This window comes from Streptomyces sp. NBC_00090, from assembly GCF_045160815.1.
Classification (GTDB): Bacteria; Actinomycetota; Actinomycetes; order Streptomycetales; family Streptomycetaceae; genus Streptomyces.
On sequence record NZ_CP108224.1, the window covers coordinates 3017610 to 3041091 of the forward strand.

At 71.1% G+C, this 23482-nt stretch carries 21 protein-coding genes and 1 pseudogene; 12 read left to right on the top strand and 10 right to left on the bottom strand.

The genetic code is table 11. The features are described 5' to 3' along the window. Window positions 1-372: 372 nt before the first annotated feature. The 3 genes from ppdK to OG361_RS13255 form a co-directional block, all read right to left on the bottom strand. Complete coding sequence (ppdK, locus tag OG361_RS13245) at window positions 373-3084, bottom strand: pyruvate, phosphate dikinase (RefSeq protein WP_405853514.1); 2712 nt, start codon at window positions 3082-3084, stop codon at window positions 373-375. A 366-nt stretch (window positions 3085-3450) separates the two neighbouring features. Then, on the bottom strand, window positions 3451-4611 hold the full coding sequence (gene dusB / locus OG361_RS13250; protein WP_405853515.1) for a tRNA dihydrouridine synthase DusB: 1161 nt from the start codon (window positions 4609-4611) through the stop codon (window positions 3451-3453). Between the two features lie 26 nt (window positions 4612-4637). Beyond that, window positions 4638-5645 (bottom strand): helix-turn-helix transcriptional regulator, encoded by a 1008-nt coding sequence (locus tag OG361_RS13255; RefSeq protein ID WP_405853516.1) that lies wholly within the window; start codon window positions 5643-5645, stop codon window positions 4638-4640. Window positions 5646-5929: 284 nt separating this feature from the next. Between OG361_RS13255 and OG361_RS13260 the strand changes: the two genes are divergently transcribed. Beyond that, window positions 5930-7282 carry an MFS transporter gene (locus tag OG361_RS13260; RefSeq protein ID WP_405862227.1) on the top strand — a complete coding sequence of 451 codons (1353 nt, stop codon included), beginning with the start codon at window positions 5930-5932 and terminating at the stop codon, window positions 7280-7282. Window positions 7283-7347: 65 nt separating this feature from the next. On the opposite strand, the gene OG361_RS13265 is transcribed toward OG361_RS13260, so the two are convergent. Beyond that, window positions 7348-7557 (bottom strand): DUF6243 family protein, encoded by a 210-nt coding sequence (locus OG361_RS13265; RefSeq protein WP_405853517.1) that lies wholly within the window; start codon window positions 7555-7557, stop codon window positions 7348-7350. A 239-nt stretch (window positions 7558-7796) separates the two neighbouring features. On the opposite strand from OG361_RS13265, the gene OG361_RS13270 reads away from it, so the two are divergent. Then, entirely contained in the window at window positions 7797-8834 is a 1038-nt protein-coding gene (locus OG361_RS13270) for an aldo/keto reductase (RefSeq protein ID WP_405853518.1), read from the top strand. 44 nt (window positions 8835-8878) lie between these two features. After that, complete coding sequence (locus OG361_RS13275; protein WP_405853519.1) at window positions 8879-9469, top strand: TetR/AcrR family transcriptional regulator; 591 nt, start codon at window positions 8879-8881, stop codon at window positions 9467-9469. 148 nt (window positions 9470-9617) lie between these two features. Here OG361_RS13275 and OG361_RS13280 read toward each other — a convergent pair whose 3' ends face one another. Then, on the bottom strand, window positions 9618-11000 hold the full coding sequence (locus tag OG361_RS13280) for a glycine--tRNA ligase (protein WP_384558832.1): 1383 nt from the start codon (window positions 10998-11000) through the stop codon (window positions 9618-9620). A 176-nt stretch (window positions 11001-11176) separates the two neighbouring features. Here OG361_RS13280 and OG361_RS13285 point away from each other — a divergent pair, with 176 nt between their 5' ends. The 4 genes from OG361_RS13285 (at window position 11177) to OG361_RS13300 (ending at window position 14374) form a co-directional block, all read left to right on the top strand. Beyond that, window positions 11177-12181 (top strand): metal ABC transporter solute-binding protein, Zn/Mn family, encoded by a 1005-nt coding sequence (locus OG361_RS13285; RefSeq protein WP_405853520.1) that lies wholly within the window; start codon window positions 11177-11179, stop codon window positions 12179-12181. Between the two features lie 26 nt (window positions 12182-12207). Further along, window positions 12208-12981 carry a metal ABC transporter ATP-binding protein gene (locus OG361_RS13290; RefSeq protein ID WP_405853521.1) on the top strand — a complete coding sequence of 258 codons (774 nt, stop codon included), beginning with the start codon at window positions 12208-12210 and terminating at the stop codon, window positions 12979-12981. 16 nt (window positions 12982-12997) lie between these two features. Further along, window positions 12998-13891, top strand: a complete 894-nt coding sequence (locus OG361_RS13295; RefSeq protein WP_405853522.1) for a metal ABC transporter permease — start codon at window positions 12998-13000, stop codon at window positions 13889-13891. A gap of 72 nt (window positions 13892-13963) precedes the next feature. After that, complete coding sequence (locus OG361_RS13300) at window positions 13964-14374, top strand: Fur family transcriptional regulator (RefSeq protein WP_351815067.1); 411 nt, start codon at window positions 13964-13966, stop codon at window positions 14372-14374. A gap of 84 nt (window positions 14375-14458) precedes the next feature. Here OG361_RS13300 and OG361_RS13305 read toward each other — a convergent pair whose 3' ends face one another. From OG361_RS13305 to OG361_RS13325, 5 genes are all read right to left on the bottom strand, one after another. Then, a complete protein-coding gene (locus OG361_RS13305) occupies window positions 14459-14983 on the bottom strand; it encodes a YcxB family protein (protein WP_405853523.1) in 525 nt (174 codons plus the stop codon). Between the two features lie 22 nt (window positions 14984-15005). Then, window positions 15006-15830, bottom strand: coding sequence for an isoprenyl transferase (locus OG361_RS13310; RefSeq protein ID WP_405853524.1), 825 nt, complete (start codon window positions 15828-15830; stop codon window positions 15006-15008). A 13-nt stretch (window positions 15831-15843) separates the two neighbouring features. Then, window positions 15844-16593, bottom strand: a complete 750-nt coding sequence (recO, locus tag OG361_RS13315) for a DNA repair protein RecO (protein ID WP_384558814.1) — start codon at window positions 16591-16593, stop codon at window positions 15844-15846. A 184-nt stretch (window positions 16594-16777) separates the two neighbouring features. Beyond that, on the bottom strand, window positions 16778-16996 hold the full coding sequence (locus OG361_RS13320; RefSeq protein WP_318211121.1) for a hypothetical protein: 219 nt from the start codon (window positions 16994-16996) through the stop codon (window positions 16778-16780). Continuing rightward, a complete protein-coding gene (locus OG361_RS13325) occupies window positions 16993-17214 on the bottom strand; it encodes a hypothetical protein (protein WP_405853525.1) in 222 nt (73 codons plus the stop codon). The genes OG361_RS13320 and OG361_RS13325 overlap by 4 nt, the downstream gene beginning before the upstream one ends. A gap of 146 nt (window positions 17215-17360) precedes the next feature. Here OG361_RS13325 and OG361_RS13330 point away from each other — a divergent pair. The 5 genes and pseudogenes from OG361_RS13330 to OG361_RS13350 all read left to right on the top strand — a co-directional run. Beyond that, a pseudogene (locus OG361_RS13330) lies at window positions 17361-17599 on the top strand (helix-turn-helix domain-containing protein); the annotation flags it as partial. A 141-nt stretch (window positions 17600-17740) separates the two neighbouring features. After that, window positions 17741-18556, top strand: a complete 816-nt coding sequence (locus OG361_RS13335) for a hypothetical protein (RefSeq protein ID WP_405853526.1) — start codon at window positions 17741-17743, stop codon at window positions 18554-18556. Between the two features lie 146 nt (window positions 18557-18702). After that, complete coding sequence (locus tag OG361_RS13340) at window positions 18703-20073, top strand: FAD-dependent oxidoreductase (protein WP_405853527.1); 1371 nt, start codon at window positions 18703-18705, stop codon at window positions 20071-20073. A gap of 60 nt (window positions 20074-20133) precedes the next feature. Continuing rightward, entirely contained in the window at window positions 20134-22026 is a 1893-nt protein-coding gene (locus OG361_RS13345; RefSeq protein WP_405853528.1) for a LuxR C-terminal-related transcriptional regulator, read from the top strand. A gap of 79 nt (window positions 22027-22105) precedes the next feature. Then, window positions 22106-23476, top strand: coding sequence for an FAD-binding oxidoreductase (locus OG361_RS13350; protein ID WP_405853529.1), 1371 nt, complete (start codon window positions 22106-22108; stop codon window positions 23474-23476). Window positions 23477-23482 lie beyond the last annotated feature (6 nt).

Sequence of the window (23482 nt, forward strand, 5' to 3'; positions counted from 1 at the left end):
TCCGGGTGGGGATCCGGGGGTCGCGCCCGCTCCGTTCTTTGCGGCGAGTAAACGGGAAAGTTCAATGGCCAATAATCCGATCGGCCGTAATTGAACACGAACTCACATCTGATCGACGATCAAGCAAAATGAGCGGCCCACGTTCGGGGTGAAATGCGACGGGGCGGACACCTCCGCACAAAGGTGTCCGCCCCGTCTCTCTTTGGTACCCGGAGCCGCCGCCCGTCGGTGAGGGTCGAAAGTGACCGACGGCGGCCCCGGTGGTTCCGCGAATCCGCTGCTGAACCGGGGTTCAGCAGGGTTCGGCGACTGCTGCTGAACCGGGGTTCAGGAGGGCCCGACCGCCGCTCCTGACCCCCGGTTCAGCAGGACTCAGCGGCTGTCGCTGCCCTTGGACTCGGCCGCCGCGCGGCCGGCCTCCAGGCGCGCCACCGGGATCCGGAAGGGCGAGCAGGAGACGTAGTCGAGACCGACCTCGTGGAAGAAGTGCACCGACTCCGGGTCGCCGCCGTGCTCGCCGCAGACACCGAGCTTGATGTCGGGGCGGGTGGCGCGGCCGGCCTGGACGGCGCTGCGCACGAGCGCGCCGACACCGTCCTTGTCGATGGTCTCGAAGGGGCTGACGCCGAAGATGCCCTTCTCCAGGTACGCGGTGAAGAACGAGGCCTCCACGTCGTCGCGGGAGAAGCCCCAGACCGTCTGCGTCAGGTCGTTCGTGCCGAAGGAGAAGAACTCCGCGGCCTCGGCGATCTGGCCGGCGGTCACGGCGGCGCGCGGCAGCTCGATCATGGTGCCGAGCGCGAGCTTCAGGTCCACCCCGGTCTGCGCCCGGACCTCCGCGATGACCTGCTCGGCCTCCTCGCGGACGATCTCCAGCTCCTGGACGGTGCCGACGAGCGGGATCATGATCTCGGCGCGCGGGTCGCCCTTGGCGTCGATCCGCTGGGCCGCGGCCTCGGCGATCGCCCGGACCTGCATGGTGAACAGGCCGGGGATGACCAGGCCGAGGCGGACACCGCGCAGACCCAGCATCGGGTTCTGCTCGTGCAGCCGGTGCACGGCCTGGAGCAGGCGCAGGTCGTTCTCGTGCGGCTCCTTGCGGGACTCGGCGAGGGCGACGCGCACCGACAGCTCGGTGATGTCGGGCAGGAACTCGTGCAGCGGCGGGTCGAGCAGCCGGACCGTGACGGGCAGCCCGTCCATGGCCTCGAAGAGCTCGATGAAGTCCTGCTTCTGCAGCGGCAGCAGGGCCTCCAGGGCCTGCTCGCGCTCGGCGTCCGTGTCGGCCAGGATCAGCCGCTCGACGTACTGGCGGCGCTCGCCGAGGAACATGTGCTCGGTGCGGCAGAGGCCGATGCCCTGGGCGCCGAAGCGGCGGGCGCGCAGCGCGTCCTCGGCGTTGTCGGCGTTGGCGCGGACGCGCAGCCGGCGGACGCGGTCCGCGTAGGCCATGATCCGGTGGACGGCGGCGACGAGCTCGTCGGCGTCGTCGGCGCCGGCGTGCATGCGGCCCTCGAAGTACTCGACGACCGGGGACGGTACGACGGGTACCTCACCGAGGTACACCTTGCCGGTGGAGCCGTCGATGGAGACGACGTCGCCCTCCTCGACGACCTGGCCGTCGGAGGTGGTCATGCGGCGGCGCTTGGTGTCGACCTCGAGCTCCTCGGCGCCGCAGACACAGGTCTTGCCCATGCCGCGGGCGACGACGGCGGCGTGCGAGGTCTTGCCGCCGCGCGAGGTGAGGATGCCCTCGGCGGCGATCATGCCGTCCAGGTCGTCCGGGTTGGTCTCGCGGCGGATCAGGATGACCTTCTCGCCGGAGCGGGACCACTTGACCGCGGTGTACGAGTCGAAGACGGCCTTGCCGACGGCGGCGCCCGGGGAGGCGGCGATGCCGCGCCCGATCTGGTCGACCTTCGCGTCCTCGTCGAACTTCGGGAACATGAGCTGCGCGAGCTGGGCGCCGGTGACGCGCTGGAGCGCCTCGGCCTCGTCGATCAGGCCCTGGTCCACGAGCTGCGTGGCGATGCGGAAGGCGGCACCGGCGGTGCGCTTGCCGACCCGGGTCTGGAGCATCCAGAGCTGGCCGCGCTCGATGGTGAACTCGATGTCGCAGAGATCCTTGTAGTGGGTCTCCAGGGTGCTCATGATGTGCATGAGCTGGTCGTACGACGTCTTGTCGATCGACTCGAGGTCGGCCAGCGGCACGGTGTTGCGGATACCGGCGACGACGTCCTCGCCCTGCGCGTTCTGCAGGTAGTCGCCGTAGACGCCGGCGTGGCCGGAGGCGGGGTCGCGGGTGAAGGCGACGCCGGTGCCGGAGTCCGGGCCGAGGTTGCCGAAGACCATCGAACAGACGTTGACGGCGGTGCCGAGGTCGCCCGGGATGCGCTCCTGGCGGCGGTACAACTTCGCGCGGTCGGTGTTCCAGGAGTTGAAGACGGCCTCGATGGCGAGGTCCATCTGCTCACGCGGGTCCTGGGGGAAGTCGCGGCCGGTCTCGGCCTTCACGATCTTCTTGAAGTGCTTGACGACCTTCTTGAGGTCGGCGGCGTCCAGGTCGGTGTCGCTGGCGACCTTCTTCGCGGCCTTGGCCTCGTCGAGGGCGTCCTCGAAGAGCTCGCCCTCGACGCCGAGGACGGTCTTGCCGAACATCTGGATGAGCCGGCGGTACGAGTCCCACGCGAAGCGCTCGTTGTCCGCCTGGCGGGCGAGGCCGACGACGGACTCGTCGGAGAGGCCGATGTTGAGGACCGTGTCCATCATGCCCGGCATGGAGAACTTGGCTCCGGAGCGGACGGAGACGAGCAGCGGGTCGTCGGCCTGGCCGAGCTTCTTGCCCATCTGCTGCTCGAGGGCGTCGAGGTGAGCACTCACCTCGTCGCGGAGCTCGACGGGCTCCGAGCCACTCTCGAGGTAGACCTTGCACGCCTCGGTGGTGATCGTGAAGCCGGGGGGAACCGGCAGGCCGAGGTTGGTCATCTCGGCGAGGTTCGCGCCCTTGCCGCCGAGCAGGTCCTTCAGGTCCCTGTTGCCCTCGGTGAAGTCGTAGACGAACTTCTGATCATTGTTTTCCGACACGGGTCCCGACTCCTCGATGACTCGGTTGGCTGCCCTGACGGCGAGGAACATACCCAGATCGAAGGCGTCTGTGGAGGTACGCCTGCCGGTCACATGGTCTTAACCACCCGTCCGCCAGCACTTCGAAAGTAACTGAGAGGTAGCTTCCGCTTTCAGGCCCCGAAGCTCAGATGGCCCAAAAAAGAGAATCAACGCTCATATGAGCGCCCATCCGAGCATTTGTGTTCACCTCTTGAACGCAAAAAGGGTGGCACCCAGTGCCACCCTTCAGGCTGTGCAGCTGCCCGTAACATGCTCATGTGAGCGCCACCCCCCTCAGGGGTGGCGAGGATCACTCCCCGGGAAACGCCGGATCCGGCCCCGATCTCACCCGCCGGACGTGTCCAGCTCGGCTTCCTCGCTCACCCCTGCGCAGTCGTAAGGGTCCTTCAACCAGCCGTCCGGCAGGACAACCCGGTTGTTTCCGGACGTACGACCCCGAGGACCGTCCGCACCCACCGGCCACGGCTGATCCAGGTCGAGCTCGCTCAACTGAGCGCGCAGCTCGTCCAGGGAGGAGGTGACGGCCAGCTTCTTGCGCATCTCGGAGCCGACCGAGAACCCCTTCAGGTACCAGGCCACATGCTTGCGGAAGTCGATGACACCGCGTGCCTCGTCGCCGAGCCACTCGCCGAGCAGCCGCGCGTGCCGCACCATCGCGTCCGCGACCTCCCGCAGACCCGGCTGGGCGCTGTATCCCTCAGCGGCTCCGCCGCGGGCACCCGTGCCCTCGAAGCCCGCCACCAGGTCGGCGAAGAGCCACGGGCGGCCCAGGCAGCCGCGCCCGACGACGACGCCGTCGCAGCCCGTCTCCCGCATCATCCGAAGGGCGTCGTCGGCCGACCAGATGTCGCCGTTGCCGAGGACCGGGATCTCGGGCACGTGCTCCTTGAGGCGCGCGATCGCGTCCCAGTCCGCCGTACCGCCGTAGTGCTGGGCCGCCGTCCGCCCGTGCAGGGCGATCGCCGTCACGCCCTCCTCGACCGCGATCCGGCCCGCGTCGAGGTACGTGATGTGGTCGTCGTCGATGCCCTTGCGCATCTTCATCGTGACCGGCAGGTCGCCCGCGTTGGTCACGGCCTCGTTCAGGATCGCCCGCAGCAGCGGCCGCTTGTAGGGCAGGGCCGAGCCGCCGCCCTTCCGCGTCACCTTGGGGACCGGGCAGCCGAAGTTCAGGTCGATGTGGTCGGCGAGGTCCTCGTCGACGATCATCCGGACGGCCTTGCCGACCGTGACGGGGTCCACCCCGTACAGCTGGATCGAGCGCGGCTTCTCGGTCTCGTCGAAGCGGATGAGCTGCATCGTCTTCTCGTTGCGCTCGACCAGGGCGCGCGTCGTGATCATCTCGCTCACGAACAGCCCCTTGCCGCCGCTGAACTCACGGCAGAGGGTACGGAAGGGGGCGTTGGTGATGCCGGCCATCGGGGCGAGCACCACCGGCGGCTGCACGATGTGCGGCCCGATGGCGAGAGGGGTGAACGCGGTCATTGAGCCATTGTCGCGCACTGCGAGAGTCATGAGGTGGTCGTACTGTCCGCGGCCGCACGACCGGCCCGCTCGCCGGCCCGCTCGTCCGCGAGGACCAGCTCCAGGAGCCGTTCCACCCCCGCCCGGGATTCCGCGTCCACCGGGACGTACGTGGCGAGGCGCGCGCCGGAGGTCGGGCCGAGCCAGAGGTTGGTGTGGTCCAGCCGGAGCAGGCCGACGTGGGCGTTGCGGATGAGCTTCACGCGGCCGCCCTGGTCGACCACCTCGTGCCGGGCCCAGATCTCCCGGAACTCGGGCGAGACCGCCTGGAGCCGCTGCACCAGCGCCTTCCACGCGGGCTCGGCCAGGTGCTCGGCCATGGAGGCGCGGAACTTCCCGGCCAGGGCCCGCATGACGTCGGGCAGGTCGGTGACGGAGGCGCGGAAGGCCTCGTCGGTGAAGATCAGCCAGAGGGTGTTGCGGTCCTCCCGGGGCAGCGCGTCCAGGTCCCGGTAGAGCCGGCCGAAGGTCCGGTTGTGGGCCAGGACGTCGTACCGGCCGTTCTGGACGCAGGCGGGCACCGGCTCCAGCTGTTCGAGGAGCTGCCGCAGCGCGGGCGTGACGGCCGGGCAGAGCGCTTCGGGGCTGGGGTCGGCCTGCTCGGCGAGGGCGAAGAGATGGGTGCGTTCGGTCGGGTCGAGGAGCAGGGCGCGGGCGAGGGCGTCCAGGACCTGCGGGGAGACATGGATGTCCCGGGCCTGTTCGAGCCAGGTGTACCAGGTGACGCCGACGGCGGAGAGCTGCGCGACCTCCTCCCGGCGCAGCCCGGGGGTGCGCCGGCGGGCGCCCCGGACGAGGCCGACCTGTTCGGGGGTGATGCGCTCGCGCCTGCTGCGCAGGAAGGCGGCGAGCTCCCGCCGCCGCGTCGCGGGTCCGGCGGTGGTGGTCGCGACGGGCTCAGCCGTCTCAGCCGTCGCGACGGGCTCAGCCGTCGCGGCCGTCGCGAAGGTCTCGGCCTTCGTCTCGCGTCCGGTCGCCGCCATCGTTGTCGTCACGCTCCCAGGGTGCCGGGCTCGTCAGCCCGTTGCCAGGTACTGCTTGTACCAGGATAAAGAGACTCTGGTACCAGGCTGAGCGGGCGCGGATCGTCGGACCCGTGACCACGACACCCTCCCCCGCCCGCACCACCGCCGCCCCCGGCCTCGCCCCGCCGGAGCGCGGCCCCATCGGCCCCATCGACCCGACCAGCCCCATCGGCCCGACCGGCCCGTCCGGCCCGACCGGCCCGTCCGGCCCGCTCGGCTCGTCTGGCCCCCTCGGCCCGCTCGGGCTCTTCACCGTGCTCCTCGGCGCCTCGCTGCCGCTGATCGACTTCTCCGTCGTCAACGTCGCCCTGCCCTCCATCGCCCACGACCTCGCGGCGGGCCCGGCGCTGCTCGAACTGGTGGTCGCCGGGTACGGCCTCTCGTACGCGGTGCTGCTCGTCCTCGGCGGGCGGCTCGGCGACCTCTTCGGCCGCCGCCTGCTCTTCCTCGCCGGCATGGCCGCCTTCGGACTGACCTCCCTCGCCTGCGGGCTCGCGCCGGACGCCTGGACGCTGGTCGGTGCCCGGGTGGCGCAGGGCGCCGCGGCCGCGCTGATGCTGCCGCAGGTCCTCGCGACCATCCACTCCTCGACGTCGGGCCCGCGGCGGGCGAGGGCGCTCGGCCTGTACGGGGCGACCGTCGGGCTCTCGATGATGGTGGGCCAGATCCTGGGCGGGGTGCTCGTCGCCGCCGATCTCGCGGGCTCCGGCTGGCGGTCGGTCTTCCTCGTGAACGTGCCGGTGGCGGTGGCGGGCCTGGTCCTCGCCCTCCGTACCGTCCCGGAGACCCGCTCGGACCGGCCGGCCCCGGTGGACGTGCCGGGCACCCTGCTGCTCGGCCTCGCGCTGCTCTCCCTGCTGGCCCCGCTGACGGAGGGCAGGGCGGCCGGCCGGCCCCTGTGGACCTGGATCGCGCTTGCCGTGTTCCCCTTCGCGGTGTGGGCGTTCTGGCGGGTGGAGGTGCGGGCGGACCGCGCGGGCCGCACCCCGCTGGTCCCGCCGAGCCTGCTGGACCTGGTCTCGCTGCGGCGCGGGCTCGTGCTGATCCTGCCGCTGGCGATGGGCTTCGGCGGCTTCGTGTTCGTGATCGCGGTGGCGCTCCAGCAGGGTCTGGGGCTGAGCGCGGTGGTCTCGGGCCTGGCGCTCGCCCCCATGGCGGTGGCTTTCTTCGGGGCCTCGCTGGCGGGTCCCCGGCTCGTCCGGCGCTGGGGCACGCGCGTGGTGACGGCGGGCGGGCTGGTCCAGGCCCTCGGGATCGGGCTGCTCGCCCTGACGTCCTGGCGCGCCTGGCCGGAGCTGTCGGTCTGGCTCCTCCTCCCGGGGATGGCCGTCGCGGGTCTGGGCCAGGGCCTTCAGCTGCCGGTGCTCTTCCGGGTGGTGCTCTCCGAGGTCCCGCCGGAGCGCGCGGGGGTGGGCAGCGGCGTCATGGTGACGGCCCAGCAGTCGGCCCTCGCGCTGGGCGTGGCCACGCTCGGCTCGCTCTTCCTGGGCCTCGCCGCCTCCCCCGCGGGCTCGGGCACGGCCCTGACGGTGACGCTCCTGGTCCAGCTGGCGATGATCCTGTTCACGACGGCGCTGTCCCTGCGCCTGCCGAGGACGGTGGGGTAGCCGGGGGCGTACGCGGAAGGGCCCGGGGCGTCGAACGCCCCGGGCCCTCCGTCGTGCGGCGGCCGCTACTCCTGGCCGGCCTCACCCGTGGTCTCGGTGTTCTCGGTGCTCTCGGCTCCCTGTGCGCGTTCGCGCATCTTCTTCAGGAGCTCCTGCTTCTGCTCGTCGGCCGTGCGGCGGGCGGCGCTGCCGCCCTGGACGGCGCCGTGCTGGTCGCCGCGGGACAGCTTCTTGCGCTGTCCGCCGACGCCGAGGAGGTTGTTGCGCTTGGCCATGGGGTTCTCCCGTCAGTGAGGTGGGCGGTGGTCGTGCTCGATCAGCCGGGGCTGGGCGCTCACTCGTAGATCTGGAAGAACGCGTACATGCAGGTGACGGTACCCCGGTCCCAGCGGCGCCGGCACCAGATTTTCCCTCTCCCCCACCCGGCCGTACGAATGACAGATATTGAAATCTGTCATCGGTCATGCCATGGTTGTTCTGTCACACCCTCCCGCCCCCTTCCGAGGAGACAGCCATGACCACCACCCAGCGCCCCGTCCCCACCCGCCCGCTCGGCACCACCGGCCCCGCGGTCTCCGCCCTCGGTCTCGGCTGCATGGGCATGTCCGCGCTGTACGGGGAGAGCGACCGCGCCGAGTCGATCGCGACCATCCACGCCGCCCTGGACGCCGGGGTGACCCTGCTCGACACGGGCGACTTCTACGGGATGGGGCACAACGAACTCCTGATCGCCGAAGCCCTGCGGAGCGCCCCGGCCGCCGCCCGCGAGCAGGCGCTGACCAGCGTGAAGTTCGGCGCGCTACGCACGGTCGAGGGCGGCTTCACCGGCTACGACGGCCGTCCGGCCGCGGTGAAGAACTTCGCGGCGTACTCGCTCCAGCGCCTGGGCACCGACCACATCGACATCTACCGGATCGCCCGCGTCGACCCGGACGTCCCGATCGAGGAGACCGTCGGCGCCATCGCCGAGCTGGTCGAGGCGGGGCACGTCCGGCACATCGGGCTCTCCGAGGTCGGCGCGGACACCCTGCGCCGGGCCGCGGCGGTGGCCCCGATCGCGGACCTCCAGATCGAGTACTCGCTGATCTCCCGCTCCATCGAGGAGAAGATCCTCCCCACCGCGCGCGAACTGGGCATCGGGATCACCGCGTACGGGGTGCTGTCCCGCGGCCTGATCAGCGGCCACTTCACCCGGGACCGGGAGCTGGCGCCGGGCGACTTCCGGGGCATGAGCCCGCGCTTCCAGGGCGAGAACCTCCAGCGGAACCTCGACCTGGTGGACCGGCTGCGGGCGCTCGCCGAGGCGAAGGGCGTGACGGTCGCGCAGACGGCGATCGCCTGGGTCCTCGCCCAGGGCGAGCGGCAGGGCGCGGACATCGTCCCGCTGATCGGCGCCCGGCGCCGGGACCGGCTCGTGGAGGCGCTCGGCGCCCTGGACGTCACGCTCGACGCCGCCGACCTGGCCGCGATCGAGGAGGCCGTCCCGGCGGGCGCCGCGGCCGGCGAGCGCTACCCGGCGGCGCAGATGGCCCACCTGGACAGCGAGCACTGACCGGCACCCACGGACGAGCCGCAGATGACAGGTACTGTCATTCCATGGCCGCCACCGAGACCCTGACCGCCGAGCGCATCCTCGAAGCGACCGAGGAGGTGCTCCGGCGCTACGGCCCCGCGAAGGCCACCGTCGTGGACGTGGCCCGGGTGCTCGGCGTCAGCCACGGCAGCGTCTACCGCCACTTCCGTACGAAGGCGGCGCTGCGCGAGGCGGTGACCGAGCGGTGGCTGGAGCGGACGGTCGTCGAGCTCCGGCCGTACGCCGAGGGTCCGGCCCCGGCGGACGAGCGGCTGACCGGCTGGCTGACCGCCCTCTTCACCCTCAAGCGCCACAAGGCGGGCGGCGACCCGGAGCTGATGGCCACCTTCCAGGTGCTGATCGGCGAGAACAGCGCGGTCGTCGACCGGCACGTCGAGCACCTCGTCGCGCAGATCGCCCGGATCATCGAGGACGGCCACCGCGAGGGCCTGTTCGCCGCGCCCGAGAAGGACTACCCGACGACGGCCCGCGCGGTCTTCGACGCCACCGACCGCTTCCACGACCCGGCGCACGGCTCCGACTGGTCGGCCCCCGACATCGAGGACGCGTTCGCGGCGGTCATCTCCCTGGTGCGGCGCGCGCTCCGGGCCTGAGCGGCAACCGAGACCGCGTCCGCGTCCGCGTCCGCGTCCGCGTCCGCATCCACCGCATCCGCCTGACCGCACGCAGGCACGCACGCACGGGAAAGCCCCCGGTTCCGACATCCGGAACCGGGGGCTTCGCCGTACGCGATCAGCGAGCTCAGCAGCCGAGCAGACGGCTGCCCAGGTAGCTCTGGATCTGGTCGAGGGAGACGCGCTCCTGCTTCATGGTGTCGCGCTCGCGCACGGTCACCGCGTTGTCGTCGAGGGTGTCGAAGTCGACGGTCACGCAGAACGGGGTGCCGATCTCGTCCTGGCGACGGTAGCGGCGGCCGATGGCGCCGGCGTCGTCGAACTCGATGTTCCAGTTCTGACGCAGGTCGGCGGCGAGACCCTTGGCCTTCGGCGAGAGCTGCGGGTTGCGCGACAGCGGCAGGACGGCGACCTTGACCGGGGCCAGGCGCGGGTCGAGGCGCAGGACGACGCGCTTCTCCATGACGCCCTTGGCGTTGGGGGCCTCGTCCTCGTTGTACGCGTCGAGCAGGAAGGCCAGCATCGCGCGGCCGACACCGGCGGCGGGCTCGATGACGTACGGCGTGTAACGCTCGCCGGTCTCCTGGTCCAGGTACGTCAGGTTGGCACCGGAGGCCTTGGAGTGCGCGTTCAGGTCGTAGTCGGTGCGGTTGGCGACACCCTCCAGCTCGCCCCACTCGCTGCCGCCGAACGAGAAGCGGTACTCGATGTCGGCGGTGCGCTTCGAGTAGTGGGAGAGCTTCTCCTTCGGGTGCTCGAACCAGCGCATGTTCTCCTCACGGAGACCCAGGCCCGTGTACCAGTTCCAGCGCTGCTCCATCCAGTATTCCTGCCACTGCTCGTCCTCGCCCGGCTTGACGAAGAACTCCATCTCCATCTGCTCGAACTCGCGCGTGCGGAAGATGAAGTTGCCCGGAGTGATCTCGTTCCGGAAGGACTTGCCCACCTGCCCGATGCCGAACGGCGGCTTCTTGCGCGAGGTCTGCTGCACCTGGCCGAAGTTGGTGAAGATGCCCTGGGCGGTCTCGGGACGCAGGTAGGCGACGGAGCCGGTGTCCTGGGTCGGGCCGAGGTGGGTGGAGAGCAGGCCGGAGAACTGCTTGGGCTCGGTGAAGGTGCCCTTGTTGCCGCAGTTGGGGCAGTTGAGGTCGGCGAAGCCGTTCTCGGGGAGGCGGCCGTGCTTCGCCTCGTACGCCTCCTCCAGGTGGTCGGCGCGGAAGCGCTTGTGGCAGGAGGTGCACTCGGTCAGCGGGTCGGTGAAGGTGGCGACGTGACCGGACGCCTCCCAGACCTCGGTGGCCAGGATGACCGACGAGTCGATGCCGACGACGTCCTCGCGCGCGGTGACCATGTAACGCCACCACTGACGCTTGATGTTCTCCTTGAGTTCGACACCCAGCGGTCCGTAGTCCCAGGCGGCACGCTGACCGCCGTAGATCTCGCTGCACGGGTAGACGAAGCCACGGCGCTTGCTCAGGCTGACGATGGTGTCGATCTTGTCGGCGGCCACGGTGCTCTCTTCATTACGACGACGAAGTGCGAATGCCACAGGTTACCGGCGCCCGTACCCCCCGCATCAAATCGGTCCGGTACCGCCTCCGCGAGCGGGTGCGTGGGCGGGTGCGTGGGCCGGACCACACATACGACAATTGACAATCGTTTCCAGTTTTGTTGAAAATGAGTGTCATGAACGTACGCCGCCTGATACCCACCACCGCCCTCGCCGGAGCCGTCGCGCTCGGTCTCGTCTCCCTGTCCGCCTGCGCCGGAACCTCGGACGCCGCCGACAAGGGGAGCAGCGGCAAGCTGGACGTGGTCGCGTCGTTCTATCCCATGCAGTACCTGGCCGAGCAGATAGGCGGCGGCCACGTCGCCGTCAACACGCTCACCAAGCCCGGCGTCGAACCCCACGACCTGGAGCTCAAGCCGCGGCAGATCGGCGAGCTCGGCGAGGCCGACGTCATCCTCTACCTCAAGGGCATCCAGCCCGCCGTCGACGACGCCATCGCCCAGGCCGGCGTCGAGAACACCGTCGACGCCGCCACCCTCACGAAGCTCGAAGCGCACGGCACCGAGGTCGGCCACGAGCACGGCACCGAAGAGCACTCCGACGAGGAGCACGCCGCCGAGGAAGCGGGCCACGAGGGCCACGACCACGGCTCCGAGGCCGGCACCGACCCGCACATCTGGCTCGACCCCGTGAAGTACGCCGAGGTCGCGAAGGGTGTCGGCACCGCCCTGGAGAAGGCCGACCCGGCCAACGCCGCCGACTACAAGAAGAACACCGACGCCCTGGTGAAGAAGCTCGGCGACCTGAACACCGAGTTCGAGACGGGCCTGAAGAACACCACCACGAAGACCTTCATCACCACCCACTCCGCCTTCGGCTACCTCGCCGAGCGGTACGGCCTGGAGCAGGAGGGCATCACCGGCATCGACCCCGAGTCCGAGCCGAGCCCCGCCCGCATCAAGGAACTCCAGGACATCGCGGAGAAGGACAAGGTCTCCACCGTCTTCTTCGAGACCCTCGCGAGCGACAAGACCGCCAAGACCCTCGCAGGCGACACCGGTCTCAAGACCGACGTGCTCGACCCGCTGGAGGGAATCACGGACAAGTCCAAGGGCGATGACTACATCGAGGTTATGCAGTCCAACCTCGCCGCGCTGAAGAAGGCCCTCGGCGCCAAGTGACCACAGCACAGCAGGAGGCACGAGCCATGGCAGCCCTGGAACAGGAACCCGTCATTTCCGTCCGCGGAGCCACGGCGGCCCTCGGCGCCCGGCCCGTCCTCCGGGGCGTCGACCTCACCGTCCACCGCGGTGAGGTCGTCGCCCTGCTCGGCGCCAACGGCTCCGGCAAGTCCACCGCCGTCCGCTCCGTCATCGGCCAGGTGCCGCTGACCGGCGGCCGGATCGAGCTGTTCGGCACGGAGCAGAAGCGGTTCCGGGACTGGGCCCGCGTCGGCTACGTACCGCAGCGCACCACCGCGGCGAGCGGAGTCCCCGCCACCATCCGCGAGGTCGTCTCCTCCGGCCGGCTCTCCCGCCGCAGGTTCGGCTGGCTGACCAGGACCGACAAGGCCGCCGTCGAGCGGGCCATCGACCTCGTCGGCCTCGCCGACCGCGCCAAGGACTCCGTCTCCGCGCTCTCCGGAGGCCAGCACCAGCGCGTCCTGATCGCCCGCGCGCTCGCCTCCGAGCCGGAGCTGCTGATCATGGACGAGCCGATGGCCGGCGTCGACCTCGCCAGCCAGGAGATCCTCGCCGACACCCTGCGCGAGCAGGTCGCGGGCGGCACCTCCGTCCTCCTCGTCCTGCACGAGCTGGGCCCGCTGGAGCCGCTGATCGACCGGGCCGTCGTCCTGCGCGACGGCTGCGTCGTCCACGACGGCCCGCCGCCCGAGGCCGTCGGCCAGCACGCGCTCCCCGGCCACGACCACGTCCATCCGCACGCGGCCGGTGAGCCGCTCCGTACGGGTCTGCTGACCTGAGGAAGCTGACCTGATCATGGAAATGCTCGATCTCGCCTTCATGCAGCGCGCGCTCCTCGCGGCCGTGCTCGTCGGCATCACCGCGCCCGCCGTCGGCATCTACCTCGTCCAGCGCCGCCAGGCGCTGATGGGCGACGGCATCGGCCACGTCGCCATGACCGGCGTCGGTCTCGGCTTCCTGCTGAACTCCAGCCCGGTCTGGATGGCGACGATCGTCGCCATCGCCGGCTCGGTCGCGATGGAGCTGATCCGGGCGTACGGGAAGACCCGCGGCGACCTCGCGCTCGCACTGCTCTTCTACGGCGGCATGGCCGGCGGCGTCCTGCTGATCAACCTCTCGCCGACCGGCTCCAACGCCAACCTCAGCTCGTACCTCTTCGGCTCGCTCTCCACGGTCTCGTCCGAGGACATCACCGCGATCGCGATCCTCGCGGCCTTCGTCGTCCTGGTCACGGTCGGCCTGCGCCGTCAGCTCTTCGCGGTCAGCCAGGACGAGGAGTTCGCCCGGGTCACCGGCCTGCCGGTGCGCGCCCTGAACCTGCTGATCGCGGTGACGGCCGCGGTGACCGTCACGGTCGCCATGCGGGTCGTGGGTCTGCTGCTCGTCAGCGCGCTCATGGTGGTGCCGGTGGCGGCGGCCCAGCAGCTGTCGAAGTCCTTCCGCACGACCTTCGTCCTCGCGGTGGCGACCGGCATCACGGTCACCCTGGCGGGCACGGCCACCTCCTACTACCAGGACGTGCCGCCGGGCGCGACGATCGTCCTGTACGCGATCGGGGTCTTCGTCGTCCTCACCCTCCTCGCCACCCCGCTCGCCAAACGGCGGGCCCGGGCGGCCGAGGCGAGCGCGGAGAACTGCGACGCCCCGCTTCCGGCCACCCGGCGGCCGACGGACGACGTGAAGATCTGATCCGGGTCTGACCGCGGGGTCACGGGGGACTGGCAGAATGGCGGGGGCAGACAAGCATTCAAGGAGGCCCTCGTGGTGACGGCAGGACCCCCCGTACGAGGCCGCTCGACCAAGCAGCGGGCCGCCGTGTCGGCGGCGCTGAACGAGGTGGACGAGTTCCGCAGCGCCCAGGAGCTGCACGACATGCTCAAGCACCGTGGCGACTCCGTAGGCCTCACCACCGTCTACCGCACGCTCCAGTCCCTCGCGGACGCGGGCGAGGTCGACGCGCTGCGCACGAGCGACGGCGAGACCGTCTACCGCCGCTGTTCGACCGGCGACCACCACCACCACCTGGTCTGCCGCGTCTGCGGCAAGGCCGTGGAGGTGGAGGGCCCGATGGTGGAGCAGTGGGCCGAGACGATCGCCTCGGAGCACGGCTTCGTGAACGTGGCGCACACGGTCGAGATCTTCGGCACGTGCGCGGAGTGCGCGGAGAAGTGAGCTGACCTGACAGACGAAGGGGCCCGCACCGGACGTTTCCGGTGCGGGCCCCTTCGTCGTCTCATGCCTTGCTGATGTCCCGGTTCACGCCTTGCTGATGTTCCGGTCCAGGACCGCCCGGAGCCGGTCGGCGTCGGCGGGGTCCGCGAGACCGTGCTTGGGCAGGTAGGCGAAGCCGGTGCCGGACTGCTTGCCGGTGAGCAGGACGAAGAGCCGGGGGGTCTCCACGTACCGGGGCAGCAGCGCCCAGCGGATCGTCGTCTCGGTGTCCCGGGAGGCCCACCGTGCCCCGTCCTCGTCGACGACGGCCGTGGCGTCCCCCTGGGCCCTGATCAGCCGGAAGAGGCTCTGGGCCGTCACCCAGGGCAGCGACTCCGCGCAGCCCACGGCCACCAGGCCGAGCGCCACCATCAGGGCCGTCGTTCCCGGCTCCGGCGAGGGAGGCACCAGGGCCAGGCCCGCGACCAGGAAGGCCAGCACGCCGCCGCCCCACGACGTCCACCGCAGCAGCCGCCACCAGAAGGTGGCCCGCAGCCGGACCCGTACGGCCTCGCGCACGTCCCCGAAGTCGGGTGGATAGGCCAGTTCGATCCGCGCGTTCGTCTCCACGATCTTTCCCCCCGGGTTGCGGTCAGGCCTTGTCGAGGACGGCCATGTCGGCCGGGTCGACGCCGCCGAAGCGGCGGTCGCGGGACGCGTACTCGACGCAGGCGCGCCACAGGTCGCGGCGGTCGAAGTCCGGCCACAGCACGTCCTGGAAGACCATCTCCGCGTAGGCGCTCTGCCAGATCAGGTAGTTGGAGGTGCGCTGCTCGCCGCTGGGCCGCAGGAAGAGGTCCACGTCCGGCATGTCCGCGTAGTACAGGTACTTCTGGATGGTCTTCTCGGTGATCTTCGCCGGGTCGAGCCTGCCCGCCTTCACGTCCTCCGCCAGCGCCTGCGCCGCGTCCGTGAGTTCCGCGCGACCGCCGTAGTTCATGCAGAAGTAGAGCGTGAGCTTGGTGTTGTCCTTGGTCTGCTCCTGCGCGACCTGGAGCTCCTTGGCCACCGACTTCCACAGCTTGGGCATCCGGCCGACCCACCGCACCCGGATGCCGAGCTCGTCGAGCTGGTCGCGGGTCTTGCGGATGAAGTCGCGGTTGAAGTTCATCAGGAAGCGCACCTCTTCGGGCGACCGCTTCCAGTTCTCGGTGGAGAAGGCGTAGAGCGAGATCGACCCGACGCCCATCTCGATCGCGCCCTGGAGCACGTCGAGGACCTGCTCGGCGCCGACCTTGTGTCCCTCGGTGCGCGGCAGGCCGCGCTCCTTGGCCCAGCGGCCGTTGCCGTCCATGACGATCGCGACGTGCTCCGGGACGAACTCGGACTGGAGCTTCGGCGGGCGGGCACCGGAGGGGTGCGGCTCGGGGGTCCTGTACTCCCGGCGCTGGCGCCCGAGCAGTCGTGCGATGGCCATGGCGTGGTCTCTCCTAGCTTTTCTCTACGTACCGCAGGGAGCGCAGGCCGCGCTCCAGGTGCCAGTGCAGATAGGCGGACACGAGCCCGCTGCCCTCCCTGACGTGACGCGGCTCGCACGCGTCCGCCGTCGCCCAGTCGCCGGTGAGCAGCGCGCTGAGCAGGCCGATGGCCTCCGCAGAGGGTACGACGCTTCCGGGCACCCGGCAGTCGCCGCAGATGACCCCGCCCGCCCCGACCGAAAAGAACCGGTTGGGCCCGTGGAGTCCGCATTTCGCACAGTCGTCGAAGCTGGGCGCGTAGCCGTTCACGGCGAGCGAGCGGAGGAGGAAGGCGTCGAGGATGAGGTGGGGTGCGTGCTCGCCCCTGGCGAGCGTCCGCAGACCCCCGACCAGCAGCAGGTACTGCTGCACGGCGGGTTCGCCCTCGTGGTCGGTGAACCGTTCCGCCGTCTCCAGCATGGCCGTGCCGGCGGTGTACCGGGCGTAGTCGGTGACGATCCCGCTGCCGTACGCGGCGATGGTCTCGCTCTGCGTGCAGAGCGGCAGCCCGCGTCCGACCAACTCACTCCCCCGGGCGAAGAACTGCACGTCCACGTGCGAGAACGGTTCGAGCCGCGCCCCGAACTTCGACTTCGTCCGCCGCACCCCGCGCGCGACAGCGCGTACGCGTCCGTGACCGCGCGTGAGGAGGGTGATGATGCGGTCCGCTTCACCCAGCTTCTGGGTGCGCAGCACGATGCCGTCGTCGCGGAACAGACTCATGGGCCCATTCTCCCGTACGACGAGGGCGGCCCGACCAGCCCCTGGCACGGTCTCCCGCCACCCGCCTCGCGCTGCGCGGAACCGGGTGCGGTACGAGCATTGGGCCCACCCGCAACGGAGGCGCCCGTGAGCGCGCAGCCCGACGGCCCACACGGACCCTTGATCCCGCTCCCCCCGGACGGTGTCAGGGCACCTCGCCCCGACTTCGGGCGTTGACGTGCGCCGTGGCGGCGCTCAGCCGCTCGGACGAGGTCGCCTCCCGGACCTCCTCGGGCTCCACGTCCCACTCCCGCCCGCCACCGAGCGGACGGATCTGGACGTACGGCCCTTCGTACCCCATCACTCTCCCGACCCGCCCGGTGCGGATCTCCACGACGTACGACCCGATGGGCAGTGCGGTCATGACCGGCTCTCCTCCCCCGGCAGAAGGGCTGCGGCGATGAGCCGCGCCGTTTCCGCCGTGCAGCATCCCAATTCGACGAGCGGCCTCGGGGGGTCTGCGGCGAGGGTGACGACGTCGAGCCCGAGCGAGGGGAGCGTGATTCCCGCCCTCGCGAGCGCCTCGCGCAATTCCGTCACTGCCTCTTGTGCGGCTTCGAGTGCCCCCATGGTCGTCTTCATGATGTCTTCCTTCACCAACGTATGCCTTTCTGAATCCATTTCCTGCTTCGCCTCTCCAGGGTGGGTCGGGATCCGTAGAATCGGCAGACGCGCAGGTCCTACAACTGCGGCGTGGCCCAGGGGAGTTAATCCATGGCCAGAGGACAGTGCCAGGACACACGTGGGAGTTCCTCGGCGAGCTGCTGAAGGAGTTGCGGGAGGCGGCGGGGCTCCCCCAGGCCCAGCCGGGGACACTCGTGTTCGTCTCGGGCGGATATATCGGCCAGTTCGAGCAGGCCATTCGAAAACCGCAACTGGACGTGGCGGAGAGAGAATCGACGAGGTCCTGCAAACCGGCGGTATTTTCGAACGGACGTGCCGACAGCTCATCGACAAGTCGCCATACACATCGGGAGCGCATGCGTATATGACCGGCACGCTCACCCCCCTCGCCCTGCGCTTCGAGGGGGGACGTCACCATCGGCCGTTGGTCGTCGCGGTCCAGAAGGGCTGACGCGGGTCGCCGCCCGGTCGTACGATCCCGGCCATGTCGATCACTTCCCCGATACCGGCCCTCCAGGGGCCCGAAGGCACCTTCCTGCGGGCGCAGGGCCAGGCCCTGATCCTGCGCCGCGCCCGCGAGGAGATGCACATCCCGCTGGAGGCCATCGAGCGCGTCCGCGCCGAGGGGCGGGCCGTCGCCGTCGAGCTGACGGCCCCGGCGGGGACGACGCCGTGCGTCCAGCGCTTCGAGGGCGTGGACGAGGCCGCCGCCGTCACGTTCGCCGAGGCCGTGAACGCGGCCCTGCCGACGGAGGGCAAGGTCGCCGACGGCTCCACGCACCTCTCGGGCGAGCGCCTGGGCGGTGACCCGCACGCCACGAAGGCCCTGCGCGCGCTCAAGCGGGGAACGCTCTACGGCGCCCTCGCGGTCGTCGCCCTGTGTGCGCTCGTCATCGTCACCGGACACGCGGGCGCCATCATCCTGATCATCCCGTTCGGATTCATGGGCCTCGGGTTCCTGGCGGGCGGCTCGGCGGTGGCGTACATCCCCTACCGGGAGTGGCACATCCGCAGGCACGGCGTCACGGTCGTCGCCGAGCGGATCCCGGGCGAGCGGGGCTTGTTCGAATACATGGACCCCACCGGACTGAGGCGCAACGTGAATTCGACCGCCGCCGCGTGGACCATCGACGTCGCCTACGATCCACAGGACCCCGGACGGGTGACCACCCTCGGGAAGCGGACCTGGCTGCGCTTCGACGGCATCCTGGCGGCGCTCTGCATCGGCCTCGGCCTGCTCTTCACCGCCGGGGTGATCACGCTCGTCGTCACCAGCCTCCTCGGCGTCGGTGACTTCTGAGATCGACGTCTTCACTTATGGAAGTCATAAGTTCGCCTTATGAGTCCATAGACCGGGCCCGGGTACCACTCCACGCGAGACGTTATTTAGGGTGACCTAAGTGTCGGCGGCCTCGTCGCCACGTCGCTTGCGAAGGGAACCCAGTCATGCCCCGCCCCCTCCGGGTCGCGATCGTCGGCGCCGGCCCCGCCGGAATCTACGCCGCCGATGCGCTGCTGAAGTCCGAGGCCGCCGCCGAGCCGGGTGTGTCCATCGACCTCTTCGAGCGGATGCCGGCCCCCTTCGGTCTCATCCGCTACGGCGTCGCCCCCGACCACCCGCGCATCAAGGGCATCGTCAACGCCCTCCACCAGGTCCTCGACAAGCCGCAGGTCCGCCTCTTCGGCAACGTCGACTACGGCACCGACATCCACCTCGACGACCTGCGCGCCTTCTACGACGCCGTCGTCTTCTCGACCGGCGCCATGGCCGACCGCGAGCTCCGCATCCCCGGCGTCGAGCTCGACGGCTCGTACGGCGCCGCCGACTTCGCCTCCTGGTACGACGGTCACCCGGACGTCCCGCGCACCTGGCCGCTGGAGGCCGAGAAGGTCGCCGTCCTGGGCGTCGGCAACGTGGCCCTCGACATCGCCCGCATCCTCGCCAAGACCGGCGACGAGCTGCTCCCGACCGAGATCCCGCCGAACGTCTACGACGGCCTCAAGGTCAACAAGGCCGTCGAGATCCACGTCTTCGGCCGTCGCGGCCCGGCCCAGGCCAAGTTCAGCCCCATGGAGCTGCGCGAGCTGGACCACTCCCCCACCATCGAGGTCATCGTCAACCCCGAGGACATCGACTACGACGACGGCTCGATCGCCGAGCGGCGCAAGAACAAGCAGACCGACATGGTCGCCAAGACCCTGGAGAACTGGGCGATCCGCGACGTCGGCGACCGCCCGCACAAGCTCTTCCTGCACTTCTTCGAGTCGCCCGTCGAGATCCTCGGCGAGGACGGCCGGGTCGTCGGCCTCCGCACCGAGCGCACCGAGCTCGACGGCACCGGCAACGTCAAGGGCACCGGCGCCACCACCGACTGGGACGTCTCCGCCGTCTACCGCGCCGTCGGCTACCTCTCCGACGAGCTGCCCAAGCTCCCCTGGGACACCACCACCGGCACCGTGCCGGACGAGGGCGGCCGGGTGATCGAGGAGACCGGCGAGCACATGGCCTCCACGTACTGCACCGGCTGGATCCGGCGCGGCCCCGTCGGCCTCATCGGCCACACCAAGGGCGACGCCAACGAGACCGTCGCCAACCTCCTCGACGACTTCGCCAACGGCCGTCTGCTGACGCCCGACACCCCGGAGGTGGACGCGGTCGTCTCCTTCCTGGAGGGCAAGGGCGTCACGTACACGACGTGGGAGGGCTGGCACGCCCTGGACGCCGCCGAGAAGGCGCTCGGCGAGCCGCAGGGCCGCGAGCGCGTGAAGATCGTCGAGCGCGAGGACATGCTGCGCGCGAGCGGCGCCATCCAGTAGTCGCACGAGCCTCCGCCTCTTCCCGGTCCTACCCTGAAAGGACCGGGAAGAGGCGAAGTCATGTCCGCACCCACGCTCCACACCGACCCCACGGCCCCCACCGCTGACGTCGCTCACACCGTTCACGCCGCTCACAAGGCCGACGCGGTCGAGCGCGCCCGGGACGCGGCCGGCCGGGAGTCCTGGGCCGAGGCGTACGCGCTGCTCCACGCCCACGACCTGCACCCCACCCGCGCGCTGACCGCCGACGACCTGTCCGTGCTCGCCGACGCCGCCTGGTGGTCGGGGCACATCGACGAGTCCGTCACCGCCCGGCTCCGCTCGCACGCCGCCTTCCTCGCGGCCGGTGACCACCGGGGCGCGGGCCTCGCCGCCTGGTGGCTGCACTTCGAGTACCGGAGCCTCGGGCGGCCCGCGGCGGCGGCCGGCTGGCTCCACCGGGCCCGCCACCACCTGGAGGACCTGCCGCCCTGCCCCGAGCAGTGCTTCCTGGCCTGGACGGACGCCGAGGAGGCCGAGCAGCACGGCGACCGGGCGGCGGCGCTCGCCGCGACCCGCCGCATGACCCGCCTCGCCTTCCGCTCCGCCAGCCCCGACCTCCTGGCCCTCAGCCGCCAGGCCGAGTCCGCCGTCCTGCTCGCGAACGGCCGCAGGACGGAGGCGCTCGCCCTCCTCGACGACGCGATGTGCGCGGTCTCGGCGGGTGAGCTGAGCAGCGTGTTCACGGGCTGGCTGTACTGCCTGGCCCTCACCCAGTGCATGGAGGCGGCGGACCTCGGCCGCGCGGTGGAGTGGACGAACGCGGCGATGGAGTGGTGCGCACCCCCGTGGACGGGCCGCCCGCCGGAGCCCGGGACAAACGCGGCGCCGGGGGCGGAAGCGAAACCGGGGACGTCCGCGGAGCCGGGGACGGCCGCGGCGGCAGGAGGTACGGAGCCGGGGCCGGAAGTGGCAGGAGGTACGGGGCCGGAAGCCGGTGCGGAGATGCTCCCGCCGGCCGCGCCCGCCGACGAGAACCCCTTCCGGGGCGTCTGCCGGGCCCATCGCGTCGAGGTCCTCGACCTCCTCGGCGCCTGGGCGCTGGCCGAGGCCGAGGCCCGGCAGGTCTGCCGGGAGGTGCCGGTGGACTGTCTGGAGTCGGCCGCCGCCGCGTACTACGCCGCCGGGGACGTCCAGCGGCGGCAGGGGCGGCTCGACGAGGCCGCCGTCTCGTACGCGCACGCCCACGAGCTGGGCCGGATCCCGCAGCCCGGCCTCGCGCTGCTGCGGCTCGCCCAGGGCAGGGCCGACGCGGCCGTCGCGGGCATCGACCTCGCCCTCGCCTGCCAGAGCGACCCGCGCCACGACCTCCTGGGCCGGGCCCGGCTGCTCGCCGCCCGTACGGAGGTGGCCCTCGCCGTCCGGGACGTCCCGGGAGCGGCCAGGGCCGCGGCGGAGCTGGACGCGCTGGCCGGGGACGTACCGCTGCTGCGAGCGACGGCCGACACGGCGCGGGGCGCGGTGGCCCTGGCCGAGGGCAGGTCCGGCCCCGCACTGCGGCTGCTGCGGCAGGCGCTCGCCGGGTGGCTGGCGCTCCGCGTCCCGTACGAGGCCGCGCAGGTGCGGATGCTGCTCGCGGCGGCCGACCGGACGGTGGGCGACGAGGAGGCGGCGCGCCTGGAGCTGGGCGCCGCGCGGGCCGCGTTCGAGCGGCTCGGGGCCGTACCGGACGCCCGGCGCGCGGCGGCGCTGCTCTCCGGCGGGAAGCGCCGGCGGCTGCCGGGCGGCCTCACCGCCCGCGAGGCGGAGGTCCTGCGACTGGTCGCCGCGGGCGGGACGAACAGGGACATCGCCCAGGCCCTCGTGATCAGCGAGCACACGGTCTCCCGGCACCTGAACAACATCTTCGCCAAGCTGGACGTGGGCTCCCGCTCCGCCGCCACGGCCTACGCGTACGCGCACGACATGGTCTGAACGGCCCATCCCCCGTCGGGTGCGCGGATGGGCGGTTCGGGCGATGCCCGGCCCGTCCCCGCCGGGCTACACCGGAACCATGACCACCACGACCAACCCCCTGGACACGCTCCGCGGTGCCGTGCGCGGCACCGTCGTCACCCGCGGCGACCCGTCGTACGACGTCTCCCGCCGGGTCTACAACGCCCTGCACGACCGCCACCCGGCCGTCGTCGTCCACGCCGTGGACGCCGGCGACGTCATCGCGGCGGTGCTGTACGCCCGGGAGCACGCCCTCCCGCTCGCCGTGCGCGGCGGTTCCCACTCCGTCGCCGGGTTCGGCACCGTGGACGACGGCCTCGTGGTCGACCTGTCCCGGATGCGGGGCGTCCGGGTCGACCCGGAGGCCCGTACGGCCCGGGCCGAGGGCGGCGCCACCTGGGGCGACTTCGACCACGCCACCCACGCCTTCGGTCTCGCCACCACCGGAGGGGTCATCTCGACGACCGGCATCGGCGGTCTGACGCTCGGCGGCGGCATGGGCCATCTGGCCCGTCGCTGCGGGCTGAGCTGCGACAACCTGATCGCGGCGGACGTGGTGACCGCCGAGGGCACGCTCGTCTCCTGTGACGCCGAGCGCCATCCGGACCTGTTCTGGGCGCTGCGCGGAGGCGGCGGCAACTTCGGCGTCGCCGTCTCGCTCGCGTACCGGCTGCACCCGGTCTCGGACGTCTTCGGCGGTCTGACCTGCTACCCGCTCGGCCCGGACGTGGCCCGTGCCTGGCAGCTGATGAACGCGGACGCGCCGGTCGAGCTCAACTCGATCCTCGTGATGGCGCTCGGCCCGGAGGAACCGTTCCTGCCGGAGCGCTGGCACGGCCGTCCGATCTGCGCCGCGTTCACCTGCTTCAGCGGTGCGGCGGAGGAGGACGACAAGGTCCTCGCCCGTCTGGACGGCCTCGGCCCGGTCGTCGGCCGGTTCATGGAGCGGATGCCGTACCCGGTGATCAACACCGTCTTCGACGAGCAGCTGCCGGCGGGGCTCTACCACTACTGGAAGGGGAACTTCAGCCGCGGGCTCACGGACGGCGCGATCGACGCCCACGTCACGTTCGGCGAGACGATGCCGTCGATGGAGTCGGACACGGCGCTCTTCCCGATCGACGGGGCCTGCCACGAGGTGGGACCGGAGGAGACCGCGTTCGCCTACCGGGACGCCGACTTCTCGCACTCCTTCGGCGCCACCTGGACCGGCGCGGCGGACTCGGAGCGGAACATCGCCTGGACCCGCGCCTACGACAGGGCGCTGCGCCCCCACACCGAGGCGGGCGGGTACGTGAACTTCATGGACACCGACGACCAGGACCGGGTGCGGGTCAACTACCGGCAGAACTTCGACCGGCTGCGTACGGTCAAGCGCCGGTACGACCCCGACAACGTGTTCCGGCTCAACCAGAACATCGCGCCGTAGACGACC

Excerpts from the sequence above, each read along its gene's own strand:
- dusB (WP_405853515.1), bottom strand. The coding sequence starts at position 4,611 with ATGACCGCGTTCACCCCTCTCGCCATCGGGCCGCACATCGTGCAGCCG.
- OG361_RS13265 (WP_405853517.1), bottom strand. The coding sequence starts at position 7,557 with ATGGCCAAGCGCAACAACCTCCTCGGCGTCGGCGGACAGCGCAAGAAG.
- OG361_RS13270 (WP_405853518.1), top strand. The coding sequence starts at position 7,797 with ATGACCACCACCCAGCGCCCCGTCCCCACCCGCCCGCTCGGCACCACC.
- OG361_RS13275 (WP_405853519.1), top strand. The coding sequence starts at position 8,879 with ATGGCCGCCACCGAGACCCTGACCGCCGAGCGCATCCTCGAAGCGACC.
- OG361_RS13285 (WP_405853520.1), top strand. The coding sequence starts at position 11,177 with ATGAACGTACGCCGCCTGATACCCACCACCGCCCTCGCCGGAGCCGTC.
- OG361_RS13290 (WP_405853521.1), top strand. The coding sequence starts at position 12,208 with ATGGCAGCCCTGGAACAGGAACCCGTCATTTCCGTCCGCGGAGCCACG.
- OG361_RS13295 (WP_405853522.1), top strand. The coding sequence starts at position 12,998 with ATGGAAATGCTCGATCTCGCCTTCATGCAGCGCGCGCTCCTCGCGGCC.
- OG361_RS13310 (WP_405853524.1), bottom strand. The coding sequence starts at position 15,830 with ATGGCCATCGCACGACTGCTCGGGCGCCAGCGCCGGGAGTACAGGACC.
- recO (WP_384558814.1), bottom strand. The coding sequence starts at position 16,593 with ATGAGTCTGTTCCGCGACGACGGCATCGTGCTGCGCACCCAGAAGCTG.
- OG361_RS13320 (WP_318211121.1), bottom strand. The coding sequence starts at position 16,996 with ATGACCGCACTGCCCATCGGGTCGTACGTCGTGGAGATCCGCACCGGG.
- OG361_RS13325 (WP_405853525.1), bottom strand. The coding sequence starts at position 17,214 with ATGAAGACGACCATGGGGGCACTCGAAGCCGCACAAGAGGCAGTGACG.
- OG361_RS13335 (WP_405853526.1), top strand. The coding sequence starts at position 17,741 with ATGTCGATCACTTCCCCGATACCGGCCCTCCAGGGGCCCGAAGGCACC.
- OG361_RS13340 (WP_405853527.1), top strand. The coding sequence starts at position 18,703 with ATGCCCCGCCCCCTCCGGGTCGCGATCGTCGGCGCCGGCCCCGCCGGA.
- OG361_RS13345 (WP_405853528.1), top strand. The coding sequence starts at position 20,134 with ATGTCCGCACCCACGCTCCACACCGACCCCACGGCCCCCACCGCTGAC.
- OG361_RS13350 (WP_405853529.1), top strand. The coding sequence starts at position 22,106 with ATGACCACCACGACCAACCCCCTGGACACGCTCCGCGGTGCCGTGCGC.